The organism is Brevibacterium sp. FAM 27836, from assembly GCF_051351055.1.
Taxonomy (GTDB): Bacteria; Actinomycetota; Actinomycetes; order Actinomycetales; family Brevibacteriaceae; genus Brevibacterium.
The window spans coordinates 4,014,234-4,031,112 of record NZ_CP195711.1 but is presented as its reverse complement, the minus strand read 5'-3'; the positions used below and the strand labels follow the sequence as shown (position 1 = coordinate 4,031,112).

18 protein-coding genes, 2 tRNA genes and 1 other RNA gene are annotated in these 16,879 nt (G+C 66.2%); 13 read left to right on the top strand and 8 right to left on the bottom strand.

What is annotated here, in order from left to right; genetic code table 11:
- Positions 1-43 precede the first annotated feature (43 nt).
- Together ACSE4D_RS18025 and ACSE4D_RS18020 are read left to right on the top strand one after the other, a co-directional pair.
- The gene (locus tag ACSE4D_RS18025) at positions 44-364 is read left to right on the top strand and encodes a thioredoxin family protein (protein WP_436326341.1); all 321 of its coding nucleotides are present in this window, start codon (positions 44-46) and stop codon (positions 362-364) included.
- Positions 365-407: 43 nt separating this feature from the next.
- Complete coding sequence (locus ACSE4D_RS18020; RefSeq protein ID WP_127363249.1) at positions 408-1,112, top strand: DsbA family protein; 705 nt, start codon at positions 408-410, stop codon at positions 1,110-1,112.
- On the opposite strand, the gene ACSE4D_RS18015 is transcribed toward ACSE4D_RS18020, so the two are convergent.
- Both ACSE4D_RS18015 and ACSE4D_RS18010 read right to left on the bottom strand, forming a co-directional pair.
- Positions 1,089-1,487: a tyrosine-type recombinase/integrase gene (locus ACSE4D_RS18015; protein WP_244223311.1), complete on the bottom strand. Its 399-nt coding sequence runs from the start codon at positions 1,485-1,487 to the stop codon at positions 1,089-1,091. The genes ACSE4D_RS18020 and ACSE4D_RS18015 overlap by 24 nt on opposite strands.
- The gene (locus tag ACSE4D_RS18010) at positions 1,487-1,768 is read right to left on the bottom strand and encodes a hypothetical protein (protein WP_244223317.1); all 282 of its coding nucleotides are present in this window, start codon (positions 1,766-1,768) and stop codon (positions 1,487-1,489) included. The genes ACSE4D_RS18015 and ACSE4D_RS18010 overlap by 1 nt, the downstream gene beginning before the upstream one ends.
- 183 nt (positions 1,769-1,951) lie before the next feature.
- Here ACSE4D_RS18010 and ACSE4D_RS18005 point away from each other — a divergent pair, with 183 nt between their 5' ends.
- From ACSE4D_RS18005 to ACSE4D_RS17980, 6 genes are all read left to right on the top strand, one after another.
- On the top strand, positions 1,952-2,467 hold the full coding sequence (locus ACSE4D_RS18005; protein ID WP_436326340.1) for a hypothetical protein: 516 nt from the start codon (positions 1,952-1,954) through the stop codon (positions 2,465-2,467).
- 59 nt (positions 2,468-2,526) lie between these two features.
- Complete coding sequence (locus tag ACSE4D_RS18000; RefSeq protein WP_436327145.1) at positions 2,527-4,254, top strand: TraM recognition domain-containing protein; 1,728 nt, start codon at positions 2,527-2,529, stop codon at positions 4,252-4,254.
- A 77-nt stretch (positions 4,255-4,331) separates the two neighbouring features.
- The gene (locus ACSE4D_RS17995) at positions 4,332-4,793 is read left to right on the top strand and encodes a single-stranded DNA-binding protein (protein WP_436326339.1); all 462 of its coding nucleotides are present in this window, start codon (positions 4,332-4,334) and stop codon (positions 4,791-4,793) included.
- Between the two features lie 15 nt (positions 4,794-4,808).
- Complete coding sequence (locus ACSE4D_RS17990; RefSeq protein ID WP_436326338.1) at positions 4,809-5,420, top strand: hypothetical protein; 612 nt, start codon at positions 4,809-4,811, stop codon at positions 5,418-5,420.
- A complete protein-coding gene (locus ACSE4D_RS17985; RefSeq protein ID WP_127363245.1) occupies positions 5,420-5,671 on the top strand; it encodes a hypothetical protein in 252 nt (83 codons plus the stop codon). The genes ACSE4D_RS17990 and ACSE4D_RS17985 overlap by 1 nt, the downstream gene beginning before the upstream one ends.
- A gap of 200 nt (positions 5,672-5,871) precedes the next feature.
- Positions 5,872-7,572 carry a recombinase family protein gene (locus ACSE4D_RS17980; RefSeq protein ID WP_436327144.1) on the top strand — a complete coding sequence of 567 codons (1,701 nt, stop codon included), beginning with the start codon at positions 5,872-5,874 and terminating at the stop codon, positions 7,570-7,572.
- Here the strand turns inward: ACSE4D_RS17980 and ACSE4D_RS17975 are convergent.
- Positions 7,532-7,605 (bottom strand) — tRNA-Val (locus ACSE4D_RS17975). The genes ACSE4D_RS17980 and ACSE4D_RS17975 overlap by 41 nt on opposite strands.
- 117 nt (positions 7,606-7,722) lie before the next feature.
- The gene (locus ACSE4D_RS17970) at positions 7,723-8,220 is read right to left on the bottom strand and encodes a TetR family transcriptional regulator (RefSeq protein ID WP_135542395.1); all 498 of its coding nucleotides are present in this window, start codon (positions 8,218-8,220) and stop codon (positions 7,723-7,725) included.
- Positions 8,221-8,302: 82 nt separating this feature from the next.
- On the opposite strand from ACSE4D_RS17970, the gene ACSE4D_RS17965 reads away from it, so the two are divergent.
- A tRNA-Pro gene (locus ACSE4D_RS17965) sits at positions 8,303-8,379 on the top strand.
- Positions 8,380-8,570: 191 nt separating this feature from the next.
- On the opposite strand, the gene ACSE4D_RS17960 is transcribed toward ACSE4D_RS17965, so the two are convergent.
- Positions 8,571-10,055, bottom strand: a complete 1,485-nt coding sequence (locus ACSE4D_RS17960; RefSeq protein WP_425120050.1) for a uracil-xanthine permease family protein — start codon at positions 10,053-10,055, stop codon at positions 8,571-8,573.
- A gap of 226 nt (positions 10,056-10,281) precedes the next feature.
- On the opposite strand from ACSE4D_RS17960, the gene bioB reads away from it, so the two are divergent.
- Entirely contained in the window at positions 10,282-11,376 is a 1,095-nt protein-coding gene (bioB, locus tag ACSE4D_RS17955) for a biotin synthase BioB (RefSeq protein WP_205683401.1), read from the top strand.
- A 75-nt stretch (positions 11,377-11,451) separates the two neighbouring features.
- Here the strand turns inward: bioB and ACSE4D_RS17950 are convergent, their stop codons facing one another.
- Positions 11,452-12,993: a fatty acyl-CoA synthetase gene (locus tag ACSE4D_RS17950; RefSeq protein WP_135542390.1), complete on the bottom strand. Its 1,542-nt coding sequence runs from the start codon at positions 12,991-12,993 to the stop codon at positions 11,452-11,454.
- A 102-nt stretch (positions 12,994-13,095) separates the two neighbouring features.
- Between ACSE4D_RS17950 and ACSE4D_RS17945 the strand changes: the two genes are divergently transcribed.
- Both ACSE4D_RS17945 and ACSE4D_RS17940 read left to right on the top strand, forming a co-directional pair.
- Positions 13,096-13,956: a Nif3-like dinuclear metal center hexameric protein gene (locus tag ACSE4D_RS17945; RefSeq protein WP_135542388.1), complete on the top strand. Its 861-nt coding sequence runs from the start codon at positions 13,096-13,098 to the stop codon at positions 13,954-13,956.
- 14 nt (positions 13,957-13,970) lie between these two features.
- Complete coding sequence (locus ACSE4D_RS17940) at positions 13,971-14,699, top strand: CT398-like coiled coil hairpin domain-containing protein (protein ID WP_135542386.1); 729 nt, start codon at positions 13,971-13,973, stop codon at positions 14,697-14,699.
- A gap of 50 nt (positions 14,700-14,749) precedes the next feature.
- Here ACSE4D_RS17940 and ACSE4D_RS17935 read toward each other — a convergent pair whose 3' ends face one another.
- A complete protein-coding gene (locus tag ACSE4D_RS17935) occupies positions 14,750-15,526 on the bottom strand; it encodes a YaaA family protein (RefSeq protein WP_135542384.1) in 777 nt (258 codons plus the stop codon).
- Between the two features lie 140 nt (positions 15,527-15,666).
- Here ACSE4D_RS17935 and rnpB point away from each other — a divergent pair.
- Positions 15,667-16,034: RNase P RNA component class A (gene rnpB, locus ACSE4D_RS17930), an RNA gene on the top strand.
- A gap of 1 nt (position 16,035) precedes the next feature.
- Here rnpB and ppgK read toward each other — a convergent pair.
- Positions 16,036-16,878, bottom strand: coding sequence for a polyphosphate--glucose phosphotransferase (gene ppgK, locus ACSE4D_RS17925; RefSeq protein WP_135542382.1), 843 nt, complete (start codon positions 16,876-16,878; stop codon positions 16,036-16,038).
- Position 16,879: the final 1 nt, after the last annotated feature.

Genomic DNA, 16,879 nt, shown 5'->3' with positions numbered 1-16,879 from the left:
GTGACGTATAGTGGAAGAGGTGAATCCGGGTGAAAGGAACGCTGTGCGTATTGAAGTGTTGAGCATCGATGACTGCCCGAACTCGCGGATCGCCATCGATGAGGCCGAAGCCGCCCTGGCGTCTCTCGGGTTTGCGGCGGTCCCGGTCATCGAGCGCCGCGTGACGTCACCCGCGGATGCCGCGGCGACCGCGTTCGCCGGCTCGCCGACCGTGCTCATCGACGGTGTCGATGTGGTCCCGGGGACCGTGCCGACCGGCACTCTCGCCTGCCGCATCTATCGCACCGAGACCGGCGTCGCTGGATACCCGAGTCGAGCGCAACTTGCCAGCGCGATCCGTGCCCGCTCGGCACAGCCGCAGTAGTGCCCGCCTCCCGTCCATCCCACCCCGCCACAAGGAGCCCCGAATGACTCTGCCCGCGCCCGCTGCCCCGTCCACGTCCTGGTGGCGACGACTGAGCACGTCGATGAAGGCGATGCTCATCTCGATCGCGGTGGTCATCGCACTGGTCGCCGTCGCGATCGTCATTGTGGTCGTGAACCGGCCCGAGCCGGTCGCATTGCCCGAAGGTGCAGGGGCGGCGCGCACGCTCTCGGAGAACGCGCACTACCTCGACGAGGTCGGAGCGGATGCGCCGACGCTGGTGGAGTTCCTGGACTTCGAGTGCGAGGCGTGCGGCGCGTTCTACCCGTACATGGAACAGATCCGCGAGCAGTACGACGGGCAGATCAACTACGTCGTGCGCTACTTCCCCCTCCAGGGGCACTTCAACTCGATGAACGCTGCCATCGCAGTCGAGGCCGCCGCCCAGCAGGACCAGTTCGAGGGCATGTACCGGATGATGTTCGAAACGCAGGCCGAGTGGGGCGAAGGGCAAACCTCCGAAGCGGAACGGTTCCGAGGCTACGCCGAAACCCTCGGCCTCGACATGACCGCCTACGACCAAGCGGTCGCGGACCCAGCCACGCAGGAACGCGTCGAAGAAGACTTCAACGCCGGTCGCGCACTGAACGTCTCGGGCACCCCAACCTTCTTCCTCGACGGGGAACAGCTCGAACTCACCAGCCCCGAGGACCTGCCCAACGCGCTAGACGCAGCACTCAACCAGTAGGACCGGCAAGATGCCCCGTTCGGCGGCTCTCATCCGCAAGTTCCACTTCACGGGCTTCTCACCCTTCCCCTGTAAGGCGGGCCTCGACCCGCTGATTCGCGTTGCGCCACGGGACTTCGCATGCTTGTGGCACACATGGACATAGCCCGATGTCGCCGCCAGCCACTGATGACCCAGCAGCTCTTGGAGCGCTTTCAAGTCCATCCCGGCCCCATACGGCGACGTAGCGCAGTAGTGCCGCAGCACATGCGTCGTCAGCCGGTCCGCCCACGCAGGCAGGCATCGTTCGGTCTGGCTCCTCAGCGCCCGTCGCAGCGAGTTGTGACCAATCCGCCCGCACCGGCCGAGTTCGTCATCGAACCGCTCAGACGGCATCAGCGGCGCGTCGGGGTTCTGCCAGTCGTCGCCAAACTGGTGCCGGACGTCGGCCAGCCACCAGTCGATGAGCTGGTCGGCGCCGTTGATCGCTGGCACCAGTCGCGGCTCGAACCTTTCCCGAAGCGCACATGCAGCTTGCCGAACTCGCCCAGATCGGGTCGCCCGTCCCGGATGTCGAGCATCACCGACTTGTTGATCCGCAGCCCCATCCGCCGCCACAGCGACGCGGCGAAGTAATCGCGGGCTGCCGGCAGGTACTTCCTCGCGCCGGTCGTCACCTCCTGGGCCAAAGCACGCCGCTCAGACGGCCAGGGCGTCAAGAGGAACTTGAGTGCATGGAGATAAACGTCTAGAAGTTCGCATATTCAGGATTTCTGACGGTTCGTCACTGAGGTCGAACGTTCGTCAGCCACGGCGAAACCCGGGGGCACGTCCGGGGGTATCGGGTGCACCTGGGCGGCATGAGACGACACACCATCTCGCCCCTGTCTGAGCCTGTGCCGGTGCAGGTGCGCACCGTGATCCTCGACATCCATGCCGATGGGTCGATGAGCGTGACCATCGACGGCACCCCGCACCCGCCAACAGAGGGGTCGTGGTCGCGGGCGTCATTCCCGCAGATCATCGACCACGCCAGCGACGACCGTGCGGTGCCCGTGCGGGTCGAGGTGCACGAGGCCGACGGCACCAGCTTCACCGAACTCCTGCCCGCCAGGCCGCCTCGCAGGCCCGTCGCCCCCGAGTCGGCGCCGAAGCGGAGAAAGGAGAAGCCGGCCCCGCCGGCGCTGGTCGAGGTTACCGGCGACGGGTTCGTGCCCGGTGAGGACGTGGCCTGCTGCCTGATCGTCTCCCACACCGACGCCACCGGAGACGGCACCGCCCGCGCCCTGCTCGACCCAGCGCAGGTCACTGGTGCGGGTGAGGTGATGCTCCTCGGGCGCACCTCCGGCACCGTCGTGACCCGGAGCCTGCGGTGAGCACCGCACCGCAGGGACGGCAGACCGGCAGCTTCGGCGACGAGCTGACCAACGCGGCCATGATCGGGTTGGTCGGACTGTTCGGCCTCGCACTGATCCTGCGCGCCGCCGGCAGCGTCGCCGCATTCCTCACCGGCACCACCCAGCCCGAGGCCGGTCCCGCCGCCGGGGTGGGCGTGCTGTTCCGTCCCGGCGACCCCGCCGCCGCGCTCGACGCGGCCGGGCTCCATCCGTTCGCCTACTGGGCTGTCGCGGCGGTGATGCTCGCCGCGCTCGTCGCCGGGGGCTGCTGGGTGTGGGGGCGGTTGCGACGGCATTCCCGCAAGGTCGCCACCGACCCGCACACCACCGCCGGAATCGCGACCCGCCACGAAGTGGCGACTACGGCCTCGCCGTCGGCGCTGCTGAAGCGCGCCGGGAATCTGCGCCCCTCGGTAGAGAAGCCGGTGCCGGCGGACGTGGGGTACCGAATCGGCACGAGTCGGGGCCGGGAGGTCTGGGCATCGGTAGAGGACTCGATCCTGCTCATCGGACCGCCTCGCTCCGGCAAGGGTCTGCACGTGGTCATCCCGGCGATCCTCGACGCCCCCGGAGCGGTCATCGCGACCAGCACCCGACCCGACAACCTCACCGCCTGCCTGCGGGCGCGGAAACGCGTCGGCCCGGTCGCGGTGTTCGACCCGCAACGCCTGGCCGAGGGGGTGCCGGCGGGGATGCGCTGGTCACCCATCCGCGGTTGCGCCGATCCGCTGACCGCGATGATCCGCTCCACCGGCCTCGCCTCGGCCACCGGATTGTCCGCGGGCGGGGTCGAGTCCGGCGGGTTCTGGGAAGGCAAAACAAGGACCGCGCTCCAGGCCCTGCTGCACGCCGCAGCCCTTGACCACCGTTCCCCGGAAGAGCTGTTCCGGTGGACGCTCGACCCTGCGGCGGCGGCGGAGGCAGTCGCGATCCTCACCAACAACCCGGGCGCGGCGACCGGGTGGGCGGACTCGCTGGAATCCATGATCGACGCCGACCCCCGCACCAGGGATTCGATCTGGCAGGGCGTCTCGCTCGCGCTCGGCGCCCTGGCTGACCCGCGGGTGCTCGATGCCGTCAGCCCCGGCCCCGGTGAGGACTTCGACCCCGAAGCGTTCGTCCGGGACAAGGGCACCCTGTTCCTGCTGGCCACCGGCGCAGGGGCTGGGGCATCGGCGGCGTTGGTGGCGGCCCTGGTCGAAGACCTCGTGGAGACTGCCCGCCGGATCGCCGCCCGCTCGCCGGGAGCCCGGCTCGATCCGCCGGTGCTGCTCGCGCTCGATGAGATCGCCAACCTCGCGCCCCTGCCGTCGCTGCCGGTGCTGATGGCCGAAGGTGGCGGCACCGGCATCACCTGCCTGCCGGTCCTGCAATCCCTCGCCCAGGCCCGTGACAAGTGGTCGGAGAACCAGGCGAACGCGATCTGGGACGCCTCGATCGTGAAGATCATCCTCGGCGGCGCCTCCAACAGCAAGGACCTCCAAGATCTGTCCACCCTGATCGGCGAACGGGATGAATACACCGATGCGATCACGCTCGGTGACCACGGCACCAGGAGCAATCAACGCTCGGTGCGGCGGGTGGCGATCTTCCCGCCCGACCGGCTGCGGACCCTCCCGTTCGGCACCGCCGTCACCTTGCTGCGTGCCGCCCCGCCCATCGTCACCGACCTCCAGCCCTGGCCCGCCCGCGCCGACGGGACCCAGCTGAAGGCGGATCGCGGCGAGATCGAGAACCTGCTCCAACGCCCCGCTGGTTCTCGGTAGCCCAGGGCGGCTGGGGTGCACCTGCCTGCCACAGCGGCCACCAACGAGTAGGGGCTGCCTGAGCACAGGAGCCAGTCATGTCCATGCATACCCAGACCTCGGCCTCGGGGTTCATCGCCTCCGATCCGCAGCTGAGTCAGACCGCCAAGGGTGACTCCCGGTTCTATGCCCGGTTCGGGCAGGAGCACTACCGTCGCGAGGCCGATGGGTCGTTCACGCAGTTGGAGACGACGTACCACAACATGGTGATGTTCGGCCGGTCGGCGCAGCGCGCGCACGAGCGGTTCGCCAAGGGTGACAAGTTCATCGCCGAGGGCTACACCCGCACACCGGAGTACGAGCGCGACGGAGCGATGGTCGCCGGGGAAGAGGAGTTCATCGCCAAGCGGATCGGGCACGACACCGCCCGCACCCGCTACGAGGTCGACCGCACCCCTCGCCGCACCGCGGCAGAGCGTCCGACCACTGAGCGTCAAGCGCCCGGATTCGAGCCCGCCGAACCTCAGCAGGCCCGTTCCGCGCCGGCGATGGGCATGTGAGGCAGGAGGACCACCATGACTGATCAGACTCCCGCCGCACCCGGTCCCGACGAGCCCCAGCCCGAGGACTTTCCCGACGACATCGACCTGAGCGACGACGACTACGACACCGAGAACGAGGATGAGCAGGATGCTGGCCCGCCGCATCCGGTGAACTGGTACCTGCTGAGCGCCGACGCGCTCGAAGAGGAGTGGTACGAACTCAATCGGTGGGTCGAGACGCTGCGCCGCACATACGGGCTGCCCGCATCGGTGATCCCGCCGTTCTGGCACCGCCACGACGAACTGGTCTGGGAACTCTCCAGCCTGCATGTGCACTGGCTGTGCGCCTACCACCCCGAACAAGACGGGTCCGCACCGTTCGGGTGGCACCGCGACTTCGCCGACGCCCGCCAGCGGCTGCGCGAATGGGTCGCCGCCTCCGGCACCCGTCTGGATCGCGACCGGCCCACCCGGCAGACCACCTGGCCTGGCGAAGACCCCGCCGACCCGGTCGAGGACGTGTTCGTCGCCGACCGCGATCGCGACTTCGTGGACTACGTCGCCGCACAGGTCGCCGAGCGCCGTGCCGCCGAGGACGCGTTCTTCGCCGGCGCCGACCCCGCCACCGGGGAGGTGCTCGACTGATGGGCAGCTATGTGAAGAAGACCAACCGGCGCCGTTACGAGGACCGGTCGTTCTCAGTGCGCCCCGTTCACCGCGACGCCCCCGACCTGCACAAGCTCTGCGAAGTGCTGATCCGACTGACCATGCAGGAAACCGGACAGTCCCGCATCGACCGGCGCGCCGCCGAACCGCCCGACACCTACCGCGACGCCGCCGTGGCCGCACCCGGCGCCGACGGCCATCGACCGGCCAGCGGCGAAACGGTAGAATGAGTCTGGCAAGCCTCGCGTGCAGCGTGGCGTGCTGTGGTCCCAAACCCCCACCCCGGATCGGGCGGGGCAAGCGTTACGTGGTCGACCTGTCGGCCGAGTCCTAGAACCCCCGCAGCGGGGTTCCTCTCACGATCAGCACCCGCCAGACGGCCCCAATCCGTCTGGGCGCGAGGTCCGATCCATCGTGAGAGAAGGACCCCATGAACGCCACATCCCCGCGCACCGACCCGGTGCGCAGCCTCGTTGACCCACCCGCCGACGGTGCCCTGGCCGTGTCCTACCTGCGCGTATCCACCCGCGAACAGGCCGAACGCGGAGGAACCGACGAGGGGTTCTCCATCCCCGCCCAGCGGGAGGCGAACAACCGCAAGGCCGAACAGCTCGGAGCGGTCATCGTCGAGGAGTTCATCGACGCCGGAGCGTCCGCGAAGTCCGCCGACCGGCCCGACCTGATGCGGATGATCCAGTACGTCAAAGCCAACAAGGTCGCCTACTGCATCGTCCACAAGGTCGACCGGCTCGCCCGCAACCGCAGCGATGACGTCGCGATCCACCTGGCCCTCCAACAGGCCGGGGTCATGCTCGTCTCCGCCACCGAGAACATCGATCAGACGCCCTCGGGGATGCTGCTGCACGGCATCATGTCCTCCATCGCGGAGTTCTACTCCCGCAACCTCGCCACCGAGGTCACCAAAGGCATGACCCAGAAAGCCATCGGCGGCGGCACCGTCGGCAAGGCCCCCATCGGGTACCTCAACATCCGCACCACCGACGAGCTCGGTCGCGAAGCGCGCACCGTCGAACTCGACCCCGAACGTGCCCCGATGATCCAGTGGGCGTTCAAGGCCTATGCCTCCGGCAACTGGACCGTCAGCCAGCTCCACGACGAGCTCACCTCCCGCGGGCTGACCAGCGTGCCCACACCGAAGCGGCCCGGCAAGCCCCTCGCGGTGTCCTCGGTGCACCGGATGCTGATCAACCCCTACTACAAGGGCGACGTGATCTACCGCGGCACCCGCTACGCCGGCAGCCACGAACCACTCGTACCGCCCGAGGTCTGGTACCAAGTGCAGTCGGTGCTCACCGCGCACAAGTCTGCCGCCGAAGCCACCCAGCTCCACGACCACTACCTGAAAGGCACCGTGTTCTGCGGTGCCTGCGGGTCACGGCTGATGGTCTCGAACGCGAAGAACCGTCACGGCAACGTCTACCCCTACTTCGTCTGCTCCGGCCGGCACTCCAAGCGCACCAACTGCACCCGCGGCGCGATCCTCATCGAGGACGTCGAGCAGATGATCGAGCGGTACTACGAGCGCGTTCAGATCACGCCCGCGCACCGCGAAGCGCTCGGCGGGATGCTGCACCACGAGTTCGACCGGCTCATGGCCGAGGAGACCGACGAACTGGGCCAGCTCACCGCGAATCGCGACCGGCTGCAAGGCGAGCAGGAACGACTCCTCCAAGCGCACTACGCCGACGCGATCCCGCTCGCTCTGCTCAAACGGGAGCAGGACCGCATCCTCGGAGAGCTCGACCAGGTGACCCGCCGTATCGACGCCCACCACGGCGAGTACGCCGACGCCCGCGCCCACCTCGAAGACGCGCTCAACCTGCTGGCCAACTGCGCCGACATCTACGCCCGCTGCGACGACACCAACCGTCGCCTGTGCAACCAGGCCTTCTTCACCAAGGTCTACGTCGAGGAAGACGACGAACTCCGCGTCGAGTACCAGCGCCCGTACGAGATGCTGCTGGACCCCAAGATCAACGGCAACGCCCTCAACTGGGCACAGGACAGCAAGAAGGCCCGAATCCTTGCCAACGATTCGTTGGGCAAGGGTTCGAGCCTTGTGCCTTGGGTGGGCCCAGAGGGACTCGAACCCCCGACCCTCTCGGTGTAAACGAGATGCTCTAGCCAACTGAGCTATAGGCCCCACTGCGTCATCGGAGACTCCGAGAACGCCTGATCAGTATGCCACACCCGTGGGGCTCCGACGAATCGCAACCGCGGCTCATCAGGGGCGCGGTCGTCTCGGCAGCAGGATCGGCATTCAGGGACGTGGTGGCGAACCTTGAAGGATCTGAGCGACATTCGCCGCGAAATTCTCTGCCACGTCGGCAGGGTCGATATCGAACAGTGCGCGACTCTGTTCGACGGCCACTGCACCCAGAGTCAGGGTCAGGACCCCTTGGGAGACGTCGGGTCCCAGCCGCTGGGCGTTGAGCGCCTGCGGAGCGACATCCTCGGCGGCGATCGAATAGCCGAGCAGGACGATCTCGGCACCGTCGCGATACTTCAGCAGGATCTCGCGCATGGACAGTGCCGCGGCCAGAGGGTCGGCCGTGACAGGGCAACGGGCATCGACCTCGGCTTTGAGGCTCTTCGAGATGAGGACGAGAAGAGACTGTTTGTCCTTGACGTGCCAGTAGAGAGCAGAGGGCTGAACCCCGAGTTCACGGGCCAGTCGGCGCATGGACAGGTCGCCGAGACCGTAGCGCGAAAGGATGTCCAAAGCGGTGTGCGTGATGCTTTCGGCGGTCAGTGCCAATGAGACATACCTTTCATTCTTCGTCTGGGGCTCGTCCCGATTTTTCAGATCGCGTTCCCCTCGCTATAGTAGTTCCTGGTCACGGGATATAGCGCAGCTTGGTAGCGCGCCTCGTTCGGGACGAGGAGGTCGTGGGTTCGAATCCCGCTATCCCGACCACGGGAAAGTGCCGCAGCATCGCTCAGGCGAGGTTGCGGCACTTTCTGCATCTCCAGCTCGACACAGTGCCGCAGGTCGTCTCCGGCAGCCGGAAGTGGTGATCATCACTTTTCGTACCAGCCATCGGGTTGCGAACCGATGGCTGGTACGAAACCTGATGGCGGAGTGCACGAAAAGCGGCTCGAGGGCCTCTACTCCCGCTCATCGCTCGCCTCCACGCCCGACGATGGAGCAGCTCCCGAACTCGGATCCGAGCCCGCTGACGAACCGTCCCCCGAGCTTGGGTCCGAGTCCGCTGATGGTTGCGCGCTCGGTTCGGCCTCGGCGAAGGTCTCGACGAGGGCATCGGGATCCGTTCCGCGCCACCGGGCGATCGCCTTCATCACCTGGTAGACGATGATCGCCGAGGCGGAGCCCAGTGCGATTCCTTCGAACTGGAGACCGCCGGGAGTCCAGGTGAAATTCGCAATCGCGACGATGAGGGACACCGCGGCGGTGTTGAGATTGATCGGATTGGCGAAGTCGACCCTGTTCTCCACCCAGATCCGCACACCGAGCATGCCGATCATCCCGTAGAGGACGGTTGCCGCACCGCCGAGGACGCCCGGGGGAATGGTGGCGATGATCTCGCCGAATTTCGGCAGCAGGCTGAGGATGAGTGCGATGACCGCAGCGCACAGGTAGGCCGCGGTGGAGAAGATGCGAGTAGCGGCCATGACGCCGATATTCTCCGCATAGGTCGTCGTTCCCGAACCGCCTCCGGAGCCGGCGAGGATCGTGGAGAATCCGTCGGCGAAGAGTGTGCGTCCCGTCAGCTTGTCCAGATCTCGTCCCGTCATGGCCGCCACCGACTTCACGTGCCCGATGTTCTCGGCGATGAGAACGAGGACGACGGGCAGGAAGAGGCCGAGGTATCCGAGATCGAATGCCGGAGCATGGAACGCGGGCAGTCCGACCCAGTCGGCCTGGTCGACGGTCGTGAAGTCGATCTCGCCCTGCAGCCACGCCGCCGCGTAGCCGATGAGCACCCCGATGAGGATCGACAGTCGCCCGAACATGCCCCGGAACGCCACGGTGACCAGCAGAATGGCCACGATGGTGATGACTGCTGTCAGAGGTGCCTCCTGCACCCAATCCCACGCGGCCGGTGCGAGGTTGAGCCCGATGAGGGCGACGATGGCACCGGTCACGACAGGTGGCATCGTCAGTTCGATCCACCGCACCCCGACGAAATGGACGACGAGCCCGACGAGCGCCAAGGTGACTCCCACAGAGATGATTCCTCCCTGCGCCAAGGCCATGGCGTGCGGTTCGAGGTCCTCGCCGGCGGTCGCCGAGAACCCGGTGACCGCACCGATCGGTGCCAGCAGGCCGAACGAGGACCCGAGGTAGGACGGCATCATCCCCTTGGTGATGAGCAGGAAGAGCAGGGTGCCGATCGCGGTGAAGAACAGAGTCGTCGACGGCGGGAAGCCGGTGAGCAGCGGGACGAGGAACGTCGCACCGAACATCGCGACGACATGCTGGGCACCGACGCTGATCGTCCGCGGCCAGCTCAGACGCTCTTCGGGCAGCACACGCTCTCCCGGGCGGATGGTCCGCCCGTCGCCGTGCAGCCGCCAACCGCGCTGTCTTCCGGGCTGCTGCCGAGTGCCCGTCTGCTCCGAGTCCGTCATTGCGCTCCTTGTTCCGTATTCATCGCCGAGTCCGGGAGGTGGCCTCAGCCGCCGGAAGAATTCTATGCGCTCACTGACAATTGGGGTGTCCGGGCGCCGGGGGTGAGTGGCCGGAGACGTGGCAGGAAGGGCATCTCTGCTATCGTATTGAACACTGTTCAGGACTGTTGACCTGGGCAGATTTCAAACCAGGATTTCTTCCAGTCAGGCAAAGGACCATTCGATGATGACCATGACTCCCCACCGACTTGCCGATTCCATTCTGGACGGAGGACAGATCACCGAGTCTGAAGCACTCGCCCTCCTGGCCACGCCCGATGCAGACCTCCTCGAACTCGTATCCGCCGGATCCCGGCTGCGCCGCCGGTACTTCGCGATGACGATCAAGCTCAACTACCTCGTCAATCTCAAATCGGGGATGTGCCCGGAGTCCTGCGCGTACTGCTCGCAGTCGCTGGGATCGACGGCCGAGATCCTCAAATACTCGTGGCTGAGCACCGAGGAGGCGATGGACCAGGCGAACATGGGAATCGGCGGGGGAGCCGCACGTGTCTGTCTCGTCGCCAGCGGTCGCGGGCCCAGCCGCCGCGATGTCGGCCGCGTCGGCGAGATCGTCGAACGGCTCAAGGGCGAGAACCCCGACGTCGAGGTCTGCGCGTGTCTGGGCATCCTTCGCGAAGGGCAGGCCGAGGCACTGAGAGATGCCGGTGCCGATGCCTACAACCACAACATCAACACAGCCGAGTCCTTCCACGACAACATCGTCAAGACCCACACCTACGAAGACCGGACGAACACCGTCGAGCTCGCCAAATCCGCCGGACTCTCGCCGTGCAGCGGACTCATCGTCGGCCTCGGCGAGAGCGACGAACAGATCATCGAAGCTCTCTTCGCGTTGAAGAACCTCGATTCCGATTCCATTCCGATCAACTTCCTCGTGCCTTTCGACGGCACCCCGCTCGAAGGCCAATGGAACCTCACCCCGACACAGTGCATGAAGATCGTCGCAACGGCACGCTTCGTCTGCCCCGATCGCGAGATCCGTCTCGCCGGCGGGCGCGAGATCCACCTCAAATCTCTCCAGCCGATGGCACTGCACCTGGCGAACTCGATCTTCCTCGGCGACTATCTCACCGCCGAGGGGCAGGCCGCCGCCGACGACCTCGCGATGATCCGTGACAACGGCTTCACGGTCCTCGGCCAGGACGACACCGCGGACCAGCAGGGCGATGCAGGCACGGACATCGCCGCGGGTGCCGATCGCAGCGATCCAGTCATCCGCAGGCGCGGGGCCGGCACGGCTCAGGGTGCGAACGTCTGAGGATCGTCCCTCTTTTCCGAGGCCGAATCCGTCTGCGTCGAATCGGAGCCGTGTGGGCTCGACCGGCAGACGTCCTCAGACGTCGCGCAGGCTGCGCTTGAGGATCTTGCCGGCAGAGTTCTTCGGAAGTTCGGCCACGAATTCCACTCGTTTGGGCACCTTGAAGCCCGCCAGACGGTTCTTGACGTGGGCGATGACCTCGTCAGCGCTCAGTTCCGGCTGTCCCGATCTGAGGACGACGAAGGCCGTGATCGCTTCGATCCACTTCTCATCGGCGACGCCGACCACTGCCACCTCGGCGACCGGAGCCAGCTCGAAGATCGCGTCTTCGACCTGCCGGCTGGCGACAAGGACTCCGCCGGTGTTGATGACGTCCTTGACACGGTCGACGACTTCGATGAAGCCCTCCTCATCGACCTTGACGAGGTCGCCGGAGTGGAACCAGCCATCGTCGAATGCCTCGGCGGTGGCGTCGGGACGATTCCAATAGCCTTCGCACAGCTGCGGTGAGCGGTAGAGGACCTCGCCTTCAGTGCCCGGGGCGACGTTGTTGCCGGCCGAGTCGACGACGCGGGTCTCGACGAACATGACGGGGCGTCCGGCGGAGCCCGGATGATCGTCGTGCTCCTCCGGGCGCAGCACCGTGCACAGGGGGCCGAGCTCGGACTGCCCGAAGCAGTTGTAGAACCCGAGTTCAGGCAAGCGTGCCCGGAGTCGGTCGAGGATTGGTCCGGGCATGATCGAGGCGCCGTAGTAGGCCTTGCGGAGGCTGTCGAGATTGCGGGTCTCGAGCTCGGGACTGTTCGCCAGTGCCACCCAGACCGTGGGCGCGGCAAAGAATGTGCTGATCTCGCGTTCTTCGAAGATCGCCAGCAGCTCATCGGGAACCGGTGCGGGGACGATGATGTTGTGGGCGCCGACGGACAGCAGCGGGATGAGGAAGACGTGCATCTGCGCGGAGTGGTAGAGCGGGAGCGCATGGACGCAGCGATCATCCGCGGTGAAGTCGAGCGACAGCAGCGCCGAGAGGTATTCGTGGATCAGTGCGCGGTGTGTCATGACTGCTCCCTTCGGCGCCGAGGTGGTGCCGGAGGTGTAGAGCAGCTGTGCGACATCGGCATCGGTGACCGAGAACTCACCTGCGCCGACCGGGGCGATGTCACCTGCGGTGGCGACAGGCACGAGAGTCGAGAAGTCGATGACCTGAGCGCTCCCACCCGTCGGAGTGGCCGTGACGGTGTCGAGCAGGTCGCCGTCGGCGAAGACGATCTTCGCTCCGGCGTTGTCGAGGATGTAGTCGAGCTCGTCGTTCTTCAGCTGATAGTTCACCGGCACGTGGATGGCACCCTTGCGGGCACAGGCGAGGTAGAGGAAGACGTAGAGATCCGAGTTCTTGCCATAGGCGGCCACTCGGTCGCCCTTCGTCACGCCCAGGCGCACAAGCTCCCGGGCGACGGCCGTGACAGCTTCGTCGAGCTGAGCGTATGTCCACCTCCGATCCGAGAATTCGATCGCCGTGGCCGCGGAGAAGCGGCCGGCGCTGCGACGGATGAGATCGGAGATCGTCGAAGTGTTGCTGGAGGTCGGAGAGGCGGCTGCGGTATCTGAAACTGACATGGTTCCAATATATGGGCGAATTCGACGATGTGTGAAGTTGATCTCATTGCCGGGCCCCCAGCTCGGAAGGTTCCCGCTCGGGGAATGTAATAGTGTGGAGCCATGAGACATCCGAAGGTGAGTGACTGCGTCGACGTCTTCGATGCGCTGTGGCCGCCGGCCCTGGCCGAGTCCTGGGATTCGGTGGGCCTGGCGGTCGGGGATCCCGACTCCGAGGTGCGTTCGATCCTCCTGGCGCTCGACCCGATGGACGCGGTCATCGCCGAGGCTGTGGTGCTCGGAGCCGATCTCGTGTTCAACCACCACCCGCTCATGCTCAAACCGGTGAAATCTGTGAACGCCGCCACGCTCAAGGGCGGGGCCGTGCACACGCTCATCAGCAACGACATCGCACTGTTCAATGCGCACACGAATGCCGATTCCGCTCGCGGCGGTGTCTCCGATGTCCTCATCTCTCTGCTCGGCATCACCGACGCCGAACCCCTGACACCGCACACCGCTGGGATCGCCGCCTCCGCCGAGCCTGAGCTTCCTGCTACGGGCATCGGACGTGTCGGTGACCTGCCTCAGCCGACCCCGGTGAGAGAGCTTGCCAGACGTCTGGCAGCGCAGCTTCCGCGCACCACCACAGGAGTGCGCATCGCCGGAGATCCCGCTGCGACAGTGACTCGAGTCGCCGTCTGCGGGGGTGCCGGAGATTCCCTCTTCGACGAGGTTCGCGCCCATGGCGCCGAGGTCTACGTCACCGCTGACCTGCGCCACCACCCGGCAACCGAAGCGCTCGACACCTCAAACCGGCGCGAAGGCGGACTCGAAATCATCGACGTCTCCCACTGGGCGTCCGAGACCGTCTGGCTCAACGCCGCGGCCGAAGCACTCGAAGCGGAGTTCGCCGCCCGTGGCTTCACCGTCTCCCTGCAGCATTCGGCCGTCAACACCGACCCCTGGGTCGAACGCTACTGACGAGGAGACACTTGATGCTCATCACCGATGCTCAGCGCGCCGCGCTGACGACCCTCATCGAACTCACTGCCCAGGGCCGCGCCCTGCGCTACGAACATGAGAACCCGAAACGAGCCGGGGAACTGCAGGAGCTCGTGCGCAAGCACAAGGAACTCGGCGATGAGCGGGCCCAAGCGAACGAAGTCGTCGAAACCCACCGTGCTGCGATCGCCGAGACGAATGCGCTCATCGAGGCCCAGCGGGCGAAGATCGAGAAGAAGAGCGTCGAACTCAACGACGGCACAGGACTGACCAGCCGGGACCTGGTGAATCTGCAGGACGAGATCGCCGGGCATGAACAGCGCGTGGGCGAACTCGAGGAGTCCGAACTCGAGGAGATGGAACGGCTCGAAGCCGCCGAGGCGGGACTCGCCGCCATCGATGACAGGCTTGCCGAGGTCACGGCGGCCGGACGCGAAGTGCAGACGGCCGTCAAGAATCGGCAGGCCGAGCTGAGCGAACTTCTCACAGTCAATGAAGCGGAATCCGAACAGCCTCGACGTGAGCTTCCGCAGCAGGTGGTGACGGCCTTCGAGGCGAATGTGCGCCAGGGCGGCCCCGGAGCCGCACTGCTCACGGGGCCGAACTGTCAGGCCTGCGGGCAGGAGATCGGTGGAGCCGCGTGGAACGCGATGCTCGGCGCCGATGTGAACGAAACCTACGCATGCGAGGAGTGCGAAGCGGTGCTGCTGCGGCGCAGCTGACCGCTGCCGCGCCATTGCACACGGCCCCGGGGCTGCACGCTCAGAGCGATTCAGTCACGCAGAACGATTGTCAGAGCCGCGGGCTTCGACGCAGTGTGCGCAGTGAACTCGACCTCGTAGAACTCTTCGGCACGGGCCACCAGCTCCTCGATCGTCTGCGGCAGCGGGCGCTCGTCGGCGAGGAGACGGCCGGCGAACTGCCCGCGATAGAACTTCGCCCAGTGGGAGACGACACGACGTCTGCCGTCGCTGTCGGTCACCGCCCCCATGAGCACGACCCGGTCATGGGGCCCGGGCCACGCGGCCCGATAATCGCTCGAACGGCAGTCGAGGGCCACCTCGTCGGGTTCGAGGGCACAGGACTTCGCAAGGATCGGCTTCCAGTACGAGGTCAGCCGACCCAGCGTTCCCAGCTCGGTCTTCATCGCCAGCCGGTAGGCCGGGATGACATCGAGGCCGTGAACCCGGCCGAAGAGGGCGGAGAAGACCTGGACGTGGCGCAGACGTTCACGCAGGGTCTCGTCGTCCTCGGCCGCGGCCACCAACTCGTCCGAGCCCATCGCCTCATAGAGGACACCAGAGTAGGTGAGCAGGGCCGGGGCACACGGGATCGAGTCGAGAACCGTATTGCGTTCGACATCTGCGGCCAGGGATCTGCCGACGCCGAGGCGCTCGAGTGCATCCCGGCTCTTCGACGTCTTCTGCAGCGCGGAGAGCACGCGCTTGCGCTTGCTGGTGAGGTCCGGAGCCGAGAGACCGTCGAGGTCGAGAGTCGGTCCGGAGGCGGCCGGCGTCTTGCCCTCGGAGGGCGGCAGGAGGATCTTCACCCTTCCATCGTAGGAGCACCAGCGGACACGATCGCAGGCGGTATCGGATGAGCTTCGTCACGTTCGCCTCGACCCGGGGGAGGTGGGAGAGACGCTGTGCGACGGAGTCCGTCGAAGACGCTAGACTGGGTTGCTTGAGGACAGGTCACCAGACGGCCGCGGCTCTCGTCAGAGGGCTGAGGAACGTCCGGGCTCCCCAGAGCAGGGATGGTGGGTAACACCCACCCGGGGCAACCCGCGGGCCAGTGCAACAGAAAGCAGACCGCCCAGTTCCGACTGGGTAAGGGTGAAACGGTGGTGTAAGAGACCACCAGAGTGTCGGGTGACCGACGCTGCTGGGTAAACCCCATCCGGAGCAAGATCAGACAGACAGCGTTCGAGGCGGCTCGCCGAGCTGTCGGGTGGATTGCTTGAGGCCGGTGGCAACATCGGTCCCAGATAGATGGCCGTCAGGCGAGAAGGGTGACCGACTCGTCGACAGAACCCGGCGTATCGGTGGCCTGTCCTCATCACATCTTTTCGGACCGAACGCGCTTGACCTTCGCCTGCCCGCCGTTGACGGCGATCATCGCCGCACCGACGATTCCGGCGTTGTTGAACAGCTTCGCTGGTTTGAGTTTGGCGCGAGTGGAGATGAGCGGCAGGAACTGCGCATGCGACTTCGACACCCCACCGCCGACGATGATGACGTCCGGTGCCACAAACAGCTCGACGAGCGAGTAGTACTGCTGCAGGCGTGCCGCCCACTCCGAATAGGACAGCCCCAGGCGGGTCTTGACCGACTCGGCCGCCTGCGTCTCCGCATCCGCACCATTCATCTCGATATGACCGAGCTCCGTATACGGCACGAGCCGTCCCTGTGTGAACAGTGCGGTGCCGATGCCCGTGCCCAGGGTGGTCAGGAGCACGGTCTTCTTCCGGTGGCTGCGCCCGGCGCCGAAGATCATCTCGGCCAGTCCGGCCGCATCGGCATCGTTGAGGAAGTACACAGTCCTGCCAGTGCGGTCGCCGATGACCGCGTCGATGTGCGAACCGATCCAACTCTGATCGAGGTTCGCGGTGTATTCGACGCGACCGCGCCGGATCACGCCGGGGAAGCCGCAGCCCACGGGCAGAGAGTCGAGTTCTGCCCGATCGGTGACGAGTTCGAGATCGAGGGCCTGCTGAGTGAGGTCCTCGAGCAGCACGGCGATCGTCTCAGCCACTGCGGTCGGGGTGCCCGGCTTCGGGGTGAGCACCCGCAGTCGTTTGAACGGCAGTCTTCCGGTCGTGGTGTCGACGAGTGCCGCTTTGATCCCGGTCCCGCCGATGTCGATGCCGATTGCGAACCTGTGGGCCGCCTCGGTGCTCATC